Consider the following 13,397-nt stretch of genomic DNA (forward strand, 5'->3'; position numbering starts at 1 on the left):
CTCCGGTCGTTAAGGTACGCCTAAGGCGCACGACGCAATCGCTCGATTGCCGCCGCCAGCGTAGCGGTCGCATAGACCGCCGTCATGCCCAGCCCGAACACCGGGACTCCGATCAGCGCGAACACTGCGACGACCAGCAGATAGGCCGCCGGGCTGCCCCACCACAGCCGGCGCTCGCGCTCGAGGATGGCGCGCTCGGCCAGTCCACCGATCGCGACCGTCGCGGTGCCGATCGCCCGCGCGGTATTGTCGCCCGCATACCCGCTGACGAAGAACGCGAAGACCAGGATCGCCGCCGCGACGACGCCGGCGATCGCGAGCGTCTGCCAGCGCGCCATCGGTGCCTCATCGCGAAGGCCGCTCAACACCGAGCCGAGCGCCAGCGCGATGCTGCCAACCAACGCCACCACCAGCCCGATCGACGAGAAGCCGAAGCCGATCGTCACCAGGCCGGCGATGCCGAGCGCCAGCCCGGCCGCACCGACGCTCGTCCCCGCCGCGCCGCGATCGACGAGCAGCGGCAACGCCAGCCGCGCGATCGGCGCGAGTACGAAGCGGTCGAACCAGCCGCGGCGTCCCGACACGATCGTCATCAGCACCGCGCGCCCGCGCTCCTCCAGCGTCCGCGCCTGACGCTCGATCCCGTGCCCGCCACGCACCGCGTCCGTGGGGAGCAGGACATGGATCGCGCGAGACTGAACGGCCAATCGCAGCAGCGACGACTGGAGATCGTAATCCTGGGGCAGCGCCGCCACCTCGGCGATCCGGCTCGAGCTCAGCCGCGCGACACCGGCCCACGCCATCTGCCCACCGACGCGTTCGAAGCCGGGACCCGCATCGCCTTCGGGGACGACGAGCAGGCAATCGCCCTCCTCGCCGGCCATCGCCTTGACGATCGCCTCGGTGGTGACGAGCCCGTCGCCGAGCATCAATATGCGCGCGAGGGGGTGGAGTTTCTCGACCGCCTCGGTCGCGGAGCGCACCGTATCGACGCTCACGCCGCGCCGTCCGATGCGGTTGATCGCGCCGAGCAGTTCGGGCGTCATCCGCGCGACGACGACGATCACCTGCGACACGCCGGCTGCGATCAGCAACCGCGCCTGGTATTCGATAAGCGTGACGCCACTGAACGGCAGGGTCGCGGCCAGACGATCGGGACGATCGTCGGCGTCGTGTATTGCAAATAATAGACCGGCAAGCATCGCAGGCTGTTAGGCGGTACACGCCGTCCTGCAAAGCCCGCGTTCGGCCGAACCGCCCTGCATCGTGGTTCGGTTCGCCGTTACGGGCGAGAAACACCCGGCCGAGGTTACGAAACCCTCCGCATCGCATCCATTATCGCAAATACGACAACCGCTCTTGCCGATGCCGCCACGATCATACGCCGTGTCGCCCCGCTTACCGGACGGATGTTCGCCGAACCGTCGCATCATCCGTTTTGTCGGGCGGCAATCCATGATACTTCCGATGTTCATGAACGGGGGTTCGTCAATGATCGGGTTTCGCGCGTCGGCAGGCAATGCCCATCCCATTCGCGCGGATATCGTGATGGATCCGGTGATAGAAAATATGTCCGAAGCCGTCACCGAACATAGTTTCGACGAGGTTTATCAAGAGCCTGCGCAAGAACGCGGACCTCTTTACGCGGGTATCGCCGTGGCTGTCGTGGTCGTCTGGCTCGCTGGCATGCTCTGGCTTGCACGCGGCTCGCTCGGCACGATCGAGCCGGTCGCTCTCGTCCAGTTCATCGCCGCTCTCTGCATCGTCCCCGCGCTCGTCGGCATCGTCTGGCTGCTCGCGATGCGTACCAGCCGTACCGAGGCCCGCCGTTTCGGTATCACCGCACAGGCGATGCGCGACGAGGCCGCGAGCCTGGAACGCACCGTCGCCGCTTTGTCGAACACGATCGACGCCAACCGCGTCCAACTCGCCCAGCAGCTCGACGCGCTGATGGCGATGGGTGGCGGCGCGACCGAACAGCTCGCCGCGATCGGCCGCGGCATGGTGTCCGAGATCGACCAGGCCGCCGCGCACGCGCGCAACCTCGCCACCTCGACTGCGGGCGCGCAGACCAGCCTCGGCGTGCTGATCGCCACCCTCCCCCGCGCGCAGGCGGATATCGACGACGTCGCCAAGCGGCTCGAACGCACCGGGCTGTCCGCGAGCGAGCATGCCGCTGCGCTCGACGCGCAGATCGTCGCGCTCGCCGAGCGCGGCCGCGATGCCGACACTATGGCGAGCGGCGCGGCGCAACGCCTTGCCGCGCACATCGTCCGCATGGAGGCGACCAGCCAGACCGCGGGCGCGCACCTCGAATCGGTCACCGACGGGATGTCCGGCGCGGTCGATGCGCTGCTCAATCGCACTGCCGATGCGGTCGACGAAGCCCGCAAGAGCATTGCCGCGCAGGGCGACGCGATGCTGGCGATGGTCGGCGCGAACCAGGCCGCGCTCGACAGCGCCGCCCGCGACAGCGCCGAAGCGCTCGCCCGCCGCATCGCCACCGTCGAGGACGCGATCGAGCGGGTCGCCATCCGCCTCGACCTGCAACGCAACGCCGGCGAGCGGATCGTCGACGACCTCCACACCGGGCTCGGCGAAGTCGAGACGCGGATCGAGGCGCTCCACCGCCACGGCACCGAGCGCACCCAGGGCCTCGCCGCCTCGATCAGCGCGCTGGGCGGCTCCGCCGACGCGATGACCGAAGCGTTGCGCACCGGCGACGAGATGGCGCACCGGACCATCACGACGACCGAGACGCTGCTGGTCGCGCTCGACGCAGCCGCGCGCGAGATCGACGAGACGATGCCCGAAGCGCTTGGCCGGCTCGATTCGCATGTCCTCGCCAGCAAGAGCATCGTCGTCTCGGCGCGGCCCGAACTGCTCGCGCTCGTCACCGCGGCGGAGAGCACGCACGACGCGATCGAGGCGATCGCGGGCGTCATCGGCGAACAGCGCCAGGTGCTCGACACGCTCTCGACCGACCTGCTCAACACGCTCAACACCGGTCGCGCTAAGGCCGATGCCTTGGGGCAGATGGTCGACGAGGCGATCGGCCGGACTCAACATTTCGCGGAAGACGCCGCGCCGCAGTTGATCGAAGCGCTCCACCGCGTCCGCGAAACCGCCGCGGTCGCGGCCGACAAGGCGCGCGAGACACTGTCGAAGGTCATTCCCGAAGCCGCAGCCGCGCTGGGCGCCGCCAGCGCCGATGCGATGCGGCGCGCGACCAACGATACGGTGGAGCGGCAGGTCAAGGCACTTACCGACGCGACCGACGCGGCCGTCGACGCAGCGACTGGCGCAACCGAGCGGCTGGCTCGCGAAGTCCAGGCGATCGTCGACCAGACCGCGATCGTCGAAACGCGCATCGAAGAGGCACGGACCGAGCGCGAGGACGCGGACAACGACACCTTCGCGCGCCGCGTGTCGTTGCTAATCGAATCGCTCAACTCCGCGTCAATCGACATCACCAAGGCGATCGCGCCGGAAATCTCCGACAGCGCCTGGGGCGCGTATTTGAAGGGCGACCGCGGGGTCTTTACCCGCCGCGCCGTCCGCATTCTCGATGCGAGCGAAGTCCGCGAGATCGCCGGTCTCTACGACGACGACGAAGCGTTCCGCGAGATGGTGAACCGCTACATCCACGATTTCGAGGCAATGCTCCGCGCGATCCTCACGCAGCGCGACGGGTCGCCGCTCGGGGTGACGTTGCTGTCGTCGGACATGGGCAAGCTGTATGTCGCGCTGGCGCAGGCGATCGAGCGCCTGCGCTGAACTGAACGGGAATCTTCGAAATGATCCAGCGGCACCGCTGACGCGGGCATCGCCAGCGGAGCAATCCGCCGACCGGACTCAAAATTCGAGGCTTGCATGCCAAGACTGAATACAAAGACGTGCGTCGTCACCGGCGCAGCGCGGGGCATCGGCCGCGCGATCGCCGAGCGCTTCCATGACGAGGGTGCCAGCGTCATCCTCACCGATATCGACGAAACCATTGGCGCCGAGACTGCGGCGGCGATCGGCTGCCGGTTCGAAAAGCTGGACGTCGGCGAAGAGGCGGACTGGCAACGACTGTCGGAGATCGTCCCGGTCGCCGACGTGGTCGTCAACAATGCCGGCGTGACGGGGTTCGAGCACGGCATGGTCGCGCATGATCCCGAACATGCGAGCTTGGCGGACTGGCGCGCGGTCCATGCGGTCAATCTCGACGGCACGTTCCTCGGCTGCCGCTATGCGATCGGCGCGATGAGGGCGGCGGGCACCGGGTCGATCATCAACATTTCGTCGCGATCGGGGCTGGTCGGGATTCCCCTCGCCGCGGCCTATGCGTCGTCGAAGGCCGCGATCCGCAATCACAGCAAGACCGTGGCGCTGTATTGCGCGCAGCAGGGGTGGAAGATCCGCTGCAACTCGGTGCATCCGGCGGCGATCCTGACGCCGATCTGGGAGCCGATGCTCGGGGATGGTCCGGACCGGGAAGCGCGGATGGCGGCGTTGGTGGCGGATACACCGTTGCAGCGGTTCGGGATGCCCGACGAGGTCGCTGCGGTCGCGGTGATGCTGGCGTCGGACGAGGCGACGTATATCACGGGGACGGAGATCAATATCGACGGCGGCTTGCTGGCCGGGTCGGCCGCGTCGCCAGGGTGACGGCAACCTCACGATCCTCCCCCGTCAGGGGGAGGTGGCTGGCACTTGCCAGACGGAGGGGGAGGTAAGGGAAACCTCTGTTCCGTGTCCTCCCCCTCCGTCACCTTCGGTGCCACCTCCCCCTGGCGGGGGAGGATCGTGAGGGTTCTCTCAGCGTGTGACCATATTGCCGCGGTCGAACAGGTCGACGCTCTGCGGCGAGATCCAACCATAGTGATAGTTCAGCTGGAACAACACGAACAACACCGTCGCCACCACCGTCACCCGCCACGCAGTCCGCCCCGAGCGAAACTCATGCGGCGCGCTCTCGGCCTGGCCGGGGACGTGCTCGCCCCCGACCTCGCGCGTCGTCTTCACCCCGAATGGCAGGACCAGAAACACCGAGAACGCCCAGAACAGGACGTAGATCGCGAGTGCCGAGGTCCAGCGCATCGGCTCAGCCCTCGATCAGCAGGACGTCGACGATCGGCTGCTTGCCGGTCCAGCGCTTGGCGACCTTGCGTACCGCAAGACGAATCTGCTCGCGCATCTTCTCGCTCTCGCGCTTGCCGCCGCGCACCGTGTCGGCCGCCGCCTGGACCGCGTCGGCGATGAACGCCGCACGGTCTTCCTCGACCGGCACACCCTGCACCCGAACCTGCGGCTGGCCGACCATCCGGCCGTCCTTGCCGAGCGCAACACCGACCGAAATCTGGCCGTTGATCGCCAGCTTGCGCCGCTCGCTCAGCGTCGCGCCGTCCGCCGGCAGGATCACGTCGCCGTCGAGCACCAGACGCCCGACCGTCGCATTGCCGATCTTCGCCGGGCCCTTGGGCGCCAAACGGATGATGTCGCCATTGCTCTGCACGATCGCGCGCGGAATGCCCTGCTCGAGCCCGAAGCGCGCATGCTCCATCATGTGGCGCATCTCGCCGTGCGTCGGCACGAGTACGTCGGGCCGAAGCCAGTCGTACATCTGCGCGAGTTCCGGCTGACCCGGATGGCCCGACACATGGACGTGCGCCTGCCGCTCGGTGATCATGCGGATGCCCTTGGCCGCCAGCGTGTTCTGGATACGCCCGATCTGGACTTCGTTGCCCGGGATCTGCTTCGACGAGAAGATCACCGTGTCGTCGGCGTCGAGCGTGATCGTGTGCTGGCCATTGGCGACGCGGGCGAGCGCCGCGCGCTCCTCGCCCTGGCCACCGGTGGCGATGACCAGCACCTTGTTCTTGGGCAGGCGCATCGCTTCGTCGGGGCTGATCGTGTCGGGGAAGTCCTTCAGATAGCCCGTCGCGCGCGCGACCTTGATGATCCGGTCGAGCGAGCGCCCGGTCACGCACAGCTTGCGCCCGGTTTCCTTCGCGACTTCACCGAACGTGTGCAGCCGCGCGGCGTTCGATGCAAAGCTCGTAATCATCACGCGGCCCTTGGCCTTGCTGACCTCCTCGAACAGACCTTTTCGCACGGTGCTCTCGCTACCCGACGCGGTCGTGTTGAAGATGTTGGTCGAATCGCAGACGAGGACGTCGACGCCCTTGTCGCCGATCGCCATGAAGCCCTCGGGCTTGGTCGGGTTGCCGATCACCGGGTTCGCATCGAGCTTCCAGTCGCCGGTGTGGAACACGCGGCCATAGGGCGTGTCGATCAGCAGCGCGTTGGCTTCCGGGATCGAATGCGACATCTCAACGAAGGTGAAGCCGAACGGTCCGAGCTGGAAATTGCCGCCCATCGGAATCATCTTGAGCTTCACGCGATTGGCGATGCCCTCTTCCTCGAGCTTGCCGCGGATCAGGCCCATCGTGAACGGCGTCGCGTAGATCGGCACGCCGAGGTCTTCGGCGAGATACGGCAACGAGCCGATGTGATCCTCATGGCCGTGCGTGATGACGATACCGAGCAGGTCGTCGATCCGGTCCTCGATGAAGGACAGGTCGGGCAAGATCACGTCGACGCCGGGATATTGCGGATCGGCGAAGGTGATGCCGAGATCGACCATCACCCACTTGCCCTGACAGCCATACAGGTTGACGTTCATGCCGATTTCGCCGGAGCCGCCAAGGCCACAGAAAAGGAGTTCGTTCTTCGGAGTCATTGATTACTTTCAGGATTATACAGGAATATGGCCCGCAGGCCGGTCGGCGCGAGCCCAATGGCCCTAGATATGGTGACGATCCCACATCATCGCCAGCCCCTGGATCGTCAGGTCGGCTTCGATGACGTCGAACACGTCGGTCTGTTTCTCGAATAAAGTGGCAAGCCCGCCGGTCGCGACGACCTTCACGGGACGGCCGATCTCGCGCTTCATTCGCGCGACCAGCCCCTCGATCATCGCGACATAGCCCCAATAGATGCCGATGTGCATCTGCGAGACGGTGTTGAGCCCGATCACGCTGATGTCGGTCGGCGCCTCGATCGCGATCCGCGGGAGTTTCGCGGCGGCGGTCACCAGCGCGTCGAGCGACAGGTTGATGCCGGGCGCGATGATCCCGCCCTTGTACGCGCCGCTATAGTCGACGACGTCGAACGTGGTCGCGGTGCCGAAATCGATCACGATCAGATCGCCCGGATGCAGTGCGTGCGCGGCGATCGTGTTGACCGCACGGTCGGCGCCGAGCGAGGCCGGCTCGTCGACGTCGATCGCGATGCCCCATTCGACCGGCGCATGACCGGCGATCAGTGCTTCGGTGTTGAAGTATTTCGACGCGAGCACCTGGAGATTGTGGAGCGCACGCGGCACGACGGTGGCGACGATCACGCCCTTCACCGCGGTACGATCATGCCCGCCGAGCTGCATGAGTTGGCTCAGCCACACCGCATACTCGTCCGCCGTCCGCCGCGGATCGGTCGCGATCCGCCAGCGCGCGACGATCTCGCCGCTCTCCACGAGTGCGAACACGACATTGGTATTGCCGGCATCGATCGCGAGCAGCATCAGCGGGGCCTCAAAGCAGGAAGACGTCGGCAGCGTGAATGACACGCCGCTCGCCAGACGCCAAGCGGAGGATCAGCGCACCGTCGATGTCGAGCCCGACGAACAGGCCGTCGATCCCGCTGCCGTCGGGAAGGCGGGCGGTCAGCGCGGTGCCCGCCGGGTGCGCACAATCGACCCAGCGCTCGCGGACGGGGGCGACGCCTTCGGTGCGCCAGCGGCCGATCCAACGCGCGAAACTGTCGGCGAGGATATCGAGGAACATCGCCGGATCGACGACCACGCCGTGCGCGGCAAGGTCGGTCGTCACACGGTCCGGCAAATCAGGGTGATGCGCGATGTTGACGCCGTAGCCGACGATCACCGCGTTATCAGCGCGTTCGAGCAGGATTCCCGACAGCTTGGCATCCGCCAGCAGCAGGTCGTTCGGCCATTTCAGGACCAGCGTCTCGCTCGCGTCGGTCGTACCCTGGCAGATCCCGGCGACGAGGAACGTCGACACGGTTTCCTGCAAAGCGACCGCAGCGACCAATGCGAGGCTGGCGGCCGGCGGATCGTTCGGTCGCAACCGGACGAGCGTGCTGGCGTAGAGGTTGCCTTCGGGCGACGACCATTCGCGCCCGAGCCGCCCCCGCCCCGCCGTCTGCCGGATCGCGCGCAACCAGAGACCGTCCTCGGCACCGCCGCGTGCAAGCTCCAGCAGGTCGGCGTTGGTCGATCCTGTTTCCGCGACGGTGCGGATGATGCTCAGAACAACGCCCGTCCGGCCGTCATCGTCCACGCGCCGAGCACGGGGATGAGGAGGTAGCCGGCTGGCGACACGAACACCGCGGCGATGGCGATGAGGCCACCCTCAACCTTGCTCTCCATCGGCGCGAACGCCGGTGCCGGATCATCGAAGTACATCGTCTTGACGACACGCAGGTAATAATAGGCACCGATCACCGAGGCGGCGATACCAACTACCGCCAGCGGGAACAGCCCAGCGTCGACCGCCGCGCTGAACACCGCGAACTTCGCGTAGAAGCCGAACAGCGGCGGAATGCCGGCGAGGCTGAACATGAAGATCGCGAGTGCCGCGGCTAGCGCAGGTCGCGTCCGCGACATGCCAGCGAGGCTGTCGATCGTCTCGACCGGCTGCCCGTCGTCACCGCGCATCTGCAACACGACCAGGAAAGACCCCAGCGTCATCGCGACGTAGATCGTCAGGTACATCAGCACGCCCGACACACCCTGGGGCGTGCCCGCGGCAAGACCGATCAGCGCGAAGCCGACATTGTTGATCGACGAATAGGCGAGCAGTCGCTTGATGTTGGTCTGGCCGATCGCGGCAACCGCACCGAGGATGATCGAAGCGAGGGCCGCGAAGATCACGATCTGGCGCCACTGGTCCGTCGCCGGGCCCATTGCATCGACCGCCACGCGGACGCTGAGCGCAAGCGCCGCGACCTTGGGAGCGGACGCGAAGAACGCGGTGACCGGGGTCGGTGCGCCCTCGTACACGTCGGGCGTCCACATGTGGAACGGCACCGCGCTGATCTTGAACGCGAGGCCTGCGAACACGAACACGAGACCGAACAGCAGGCCAAGCGACTTGGTGCCGGCATAAGCCTCCGAGATGCCCGAGAACAACGTCGTGCCGCTGAACCCATAGACCAGCGAGATGCCGTACAGCAGGATGCCGCTCGCGAGCGCGCCGAGCACGAAATACTTCAGGCCGGCTTCCGCCGAACGCCCGTCACGCCGCATGAAGCTGGCGAGGACGTAGGCTGCGAGGCTCTGGAGCTCGAGGCCGACATACAGCGTGAGCATGTCGGTGGCCGAGACCATGATCCCCATGCCGCAGGCCGACAGCAGGATCAGCACCGGATATTCCGGACGCAGATCGTCGCCGTGGGTGCGCGAGAAGAAGCGCGGCGCCATGACAATCGCGACCGCCGAGGCGATGTAGATTAGCACCTTGGCGAAGGCGCCGAACGCGTCTGCACGGTACAGGCCATCGAACGCATAGCCGCCCGACGACGCCGGACCGATCAATGCGATCCCTGCCCCGACCAGTACGAAGACAGCGGCAATCGACACGGCGCGCGTGGACTTGTCCCCGCCCCAAGCCGAAACAAGCATCAGGGCGATCGCACCCAACGCCAGCACCAGTTCGGGCAGCGTCATTGCGATGTTAGCGGCGTAATCCATCAGTGTGCCTCCCCGTGCGCGGCACTATGGACGGTTGCGGCGGGCTTCCCCGCAGTTGGGTTGGAATCGCTGGCAGGCTTGGCGCGGTCGACACGGTCGAGCAACACGGCCACGTCCTTGCGCATCGGTGCCAGGAAGCTCTCGGGATACACGCCCATCCACAACACGACGGCCGCGATCGGTGCGAGCAGCCACATCTCGCGGCCCGACAGGTCGACCATTGCGCGAACGTCGTCCGACTTGATCTCGCCGAACACGACGCGGCGGTACAGGAACAGCATGTACGCGGCGCCCAGGATGATGCTCGTCGTGCAAAGCAACGCGGTCCAGGTCGAGACCTGATACGTGCCCATCAGCGACAGGAACTCGGCGACGAAGCCGCTGGTGCCTGGCAGGCCGATCGAAGCCATCGTGAAGAACAGGAACAGGATCGCATACTTCGGCATGTTGATCGCGAGGCCGCCATAGCGCGAGATCTCGCGGGTATGGAGCTGGTCGTAGATCACGCCGACGCACAGGAACAACGCACCCGATACCAGGCCGTGGCTCAGCATCATGATCATCGCGCCTTCGATGCCCTGACGGTTGAAGGCAAAGAGCCCGATCGTGACGATCGCCATGTGCGCGACCGACGAATAGGCGATCAACTTCTTCATGTCCGACTGCACGAGCGCGACGAGGCTCGTGTAGATCACCGCGACCGCCGACAGGCCGAAGATCAGCCAGGTCAGCTGCCCCGAGGCTTCGGGGAACATTGGCAGCAGGAAGCGCAGGAAGCCGTAACCGCCGAGCTTCAGCAGCACGCCCGCCAGGATCACCGAGCCAGCGGTGGGTGCCTGAACGTGCGCGTCGGGCAACCAGGTGTGGACCGGCCACATCGGCATCTTGACCGCGAACGAGGCGAAGAACGCCAGCCACAGCCACGTCTGTACGTGCGTGGGGAAGTCGTAGTTCATCAGCGCCGGGATGCTGGTCGTGCCCGCGGTCTTCGCCATGTACAGCATCGCGATGAACATCAGGACCGAGCCGAGCAGCGTGTACAGGAAGAACTTGTACGACGCGTAGATCCGGTTCGCGCCGCCCCAGATGCCGATGATCAGGTACATCGGGATCAGGCCGGCTTCGAAGAACACGTAGAACAGGAACAGGTCCTGCGCCGCGAACGTGCCGATCATCAGCACTTCGGTGAACAGGAACGCCGCCATGTATTCCGGCACGCGCGTCGTGATCGAGCGCCAGCTCGCACCGATGCAGATCGGCATCAGGAACACGCTGAGCATGATCAGCATCAGCGCGAAGCCGTCGATGCCAAGCGACCAACCGAACGGGCCGAAGATGCCGGGGGCATGCTCGACGAACTGCCACTGCGCGCCGCCGATATTGTAGTTCATCCACAGCATGATGCCGAGAACGAAGTCGATCAGCGTTGCCGCCAGCGCCAGCATCCGCGCCGTGTTCGCCGAAACGAACAGGCACGCGATGGCCGCGATCATCGGGACCGCGATCAGGACGGAAAGGATAGGAAAGCCGGTCATTACAGTCCGATCGCCCAGGTTACGGCTGCGGTCAGCCCGATCAGCATGACGAAGGCATAGGTGTAGAGGTATCCCGTCTGGAAGCGGTTGGCCACACGGCTGCCGATCTGGACGACCCAGGTCGCGCCGTCGGGCCCGAACCGGTTGATCGTCTTCTCGTCGCCGCGATGCCACAGGAAGCGGCCGATGGCGAACGCAGGGCGGACGAAGATCAGGTCGTACAGCTCGTCGAAATACCACTTATGCAGCAGGAAGTCGTAGAGCACGCCGAACTGTTCGACGACCTTGGCCGGGAACGTGGGGGCCTTGATATAAGCGTACCAGGCGGTCAGCAGTCCGAGCAGCATCGCGATCGTCGCCGACAATTTGATCAGCAACGGCACGCCGTGCATCTCGTGCATCAGATGTTCGCGGAACGCGAGTGCGCCCTTCCAGAACTCCTCGCCTGCGGTCGGCTCGATGAAGAAGCCGTGGAACACGAAGCCAGCGAGGACCGCACCGACCGACAACACGATCAGCGGGATCAGCATCGGCAGCGGGCTCTCGTGTGGGTGATACCCACCGTCGCCTTCGGCCGGCGCGTGCGCGGCATCGTGATGACCGTGCGGCGCGTGGCCTGCGTCCTCGGCTTGCGCCGGGTTCGCATGATGGTCGTCCGCATGATGTGCGTCATGGGCATGATCGTCATGGCCATGGGCGTCGTGGAGCGCATGCTGGACATGCTCCGATGCGGCCCAGCGCGGCTTGCCCCAGAAGGTCAGGAACATCACGCGCCACGAATAGAAGCTGGTCAGCAACGCGACGAGCACGCCGACGAACCACACGCCCGGCTGACCCGCAGCCCAGCTCGCCTCGATGATCGCATCCTTCGAATGGAAGCCTGCAAAGCCGACCGCGGTGTTGCCGAAGATGCCGGGGATGCCGACGCCGGTGATCGCGAGCGTACCCGCCATCATCGCCCAGAACGTCACCGGGATCTGCTTACGCAGGCCGCCATAATAGCGCATGTCCTGCTCGTGATGCATCGCGTGGATGACCGAGCCGGCGCCGAGGAAAAGCAGCGCTTTGAAGAACGCGTGCGTGAAGAGGTGGAACATCGCCGCGCCATACGCGCCGACACCGGCCGCGAAGAACATGTAGCCGAGCTGCGAACAGGTCGAATACGCGATCACGCGCTTGATGTCGGTCTGTACCAGGCCGCAGGTCGCGGCGAACAGGCAGGTCGCGGCACCGACCGAGGTGACCACGGTCAGCGCGACCGGGCTCATCTCGAACATCGGCGACAGGCGGCAGACCATGAAGACGCCGGCGGTGACCATCGTCGCCGCGTGGATCAGCGCTGACACCGGGGTCGGGCCTTCCATCGCGTCCGGCAGCCAGGTGTGCAGGCCGAGCTGCGCCGACTTGCCCATCGCACCGACGAACAGCAGCAGGCAGAGCACCGTCATCGTATCGAAGCGATAGCCGAGGAAGCCGAGCGTCGAGCCCGCCATGCCAGGAGCCGCGGCGAGGATCTCGGGGATCGAGACCGTACCGAACACCAGGAACGTGCCGAAGATACCGAGCATGAAGCCGAGATCGCCGACGCGGTTGACAACGAACGCCTTGATCGCGGCTGCGCTGGCCGAGGGCTTGCGGAACCAGAACCCGATCAGGAGATAGGATGCGAGACCCACGCCTTCCCAGCCGAAGAACATCTGGACGAGGTTGTTCGCGGTCACGAGCATCAGCATCGCGAAGGTAAACAGCGACAGATACGCGAAGAAGCGCGGCTGGTCGGGATCTTCGTCCATATAGCCCCAGCTATACAGATGGACGAGCGCCGAGACCGACGTGACGACGACGAGCATCACCGCCGTCAGCGCATCGACGCGCAGCGACCACGCGACGTTCATGTCGCCGGAATGGATGAAGTCGAGCAGCGGCGCGACGGTGGCCGTGCTGGTGCCCGAGAGGAAACCGATGAAGATCGGCCAGGACAACAGGCACGACGCGAACAGCGCAGCCGTGGTGACGATTTTCGCCGGCACGTTGCCGATCGCGCGATTACCGAACCCGGCAACGATCGCGGCCAGTAACGGCAGGAAGACGATAAGCTGGATCAA

Annotated in this window: 10 protein-coding genes; 2 read left to right on the forward strand and 8 right to left on the reverse strand. The window is 65.8% G+C overall.

Annotated features, from left to right (window positions below; all coding sequences use genetic code 11):
* Positions 1-20 precede the first annotated feature (20 nt).
* The gene (locus tag SPHN_RS02940; RefSeq protein ID WP_248520987.1) at positions 21-1,202 is read right to left on the reverse strand and encodes a hypothetical protein; all 1,182 of its coding nucleotides are present in this window, start codon (positions 1,200-1,202) and stop codon (positions 21-23) included.
* 289 nt (positions 1,203-1,491) lie between these two features.
* Here SPHN_RS02940 and SPHN_RS02945 point away from each other — a divergent pair, with 289 nt between their 5' ends.
* Together SPHN_RS02945 and SPHN_RS02950 are read left to right on the forward strand one after the other, a co-directional pair.
* Complete coding sequence (locus tag SPHN_RS02945) at positions 1,492-3,777, forward strand: hypothetical protein (protein WP_248520989.1); 2,286 nt, start codon at positions 1,492-1,494, stop codon at positions 3,775-3,777.
* Between the two features lie 96 nt (positions 3,778-3,873).
* Positions 3,874-4,653, forward strand: coding sequence for an SDR family oxidoreductase (locus SPHN_RS02950; protein ID WP_248520991.1), 780 nt, complete (start codon positions 3,874-3,876; stop codon positions 4,651-4,653).
* Positions 4,654-4,803: 150 nt separating this feature from the next.
* Here SPHN_RS02950 and SPHN_RS02955 read toward each other — a convergent pair whose 3' ends face one another.
* From SPHN_RS02955 to nuoL, 7 genes are all read right to left on the reverse strand, one after another.
* Positions 4,804-5,085, reverse strand: coding sequence for a DUF1467 family protein (locus tag SPHN_RS02955; protein ID WP_248520993.1), 282 nt, complete (start codon positions 5,083-5,085; stop codon positions 4,804-4,806).
* Positions 5,086-5,089: 4 nt separating this feature from the next.
* Positions 5,090-6,727 (reverse strand): ribonuclease J, encoded by a 1,638-nt coding sequence (locus SPHN_RS02960; protein WP_248520995.1) that lies wholly within the window; start codon positions 6,725-6,727, stop codon positions 5,090-5,092.
* Positions 6,728-6,790: 63 nt separating this feature from the next.
* Positions 6,791-7,567: a type III pantothenate kinase gene (locus SPHN_RS02965; protein WP_248520997.1), complete on the reverse strand. Its 777-nt coding sequence runs from the start codon at positions 7,565-7,567 to the stop codon at positions 6,791-6,793.
* 10 nt (positions 7,568-7,577) lie between these two features.
* The gene (locus SPHN_RS02970) at positions 7,578-8,309 is read right to left on the reverse strand and encodes a biotin--[acetyl-CoA-carboxylase] ligase (protein ID WP_248521474.1); all 732 of its coding nucleotides are present in this window, start codon (positions 8,307-8,309) and stop codon (positions 7,578-7,580) included.
* Positions 8,310-8,311: 2 nt separating this feature from the next.
* Entirely contained in the window at positions 8,312-9,757 is a 1,446-nt protein-coding gene (gene nuoN, locus SPHN_RS02975) for an NADH-quinone oxidoreductase subunit NuoN (protein ID WP_248520999.1), read from the reverse strand.
* The gene (locus SPHN_RS02980; RefSeq protein WP_248521001.1) at positions 9,757-11,292 is read right to left on the reverse strand and encodes an NADH-quinone oxidoreductase subunit M; all 1,536 of its coding nucleotides are present in this window, start codon (positions 11,290-11,292) and stop codon (positions 9,757-9,759) included. The genes nuoN and SPHN_RS02980 overlap by 1 nt, the downstream gene beginning before the upstream one ends.
* Positions 11,292-13,397, reverse strand: a complete 2,106-nt coding sequence (nuoL, locus tag SPHN_RS02985; RefSeq protein ID WP_248521003.1) for an NADH-quinone oxidoreductase subunit L — start codon at positions 13,395-13,397, stop codon at positions 11,292-11,294. Before nuoL ends, SPHN_RS02980 begins: the two co-directional genes overlap by 1 nt.

This window comes from Sphingomonas faeni (assembly GCF_023195535.1).
Lineage (GTDB): Bacteria > Pseudomonadota > Alphaproteobacteria > Sphingomonadales > Sphingomonadaceae > Sphingomonas > Sphingomonas faeni_B.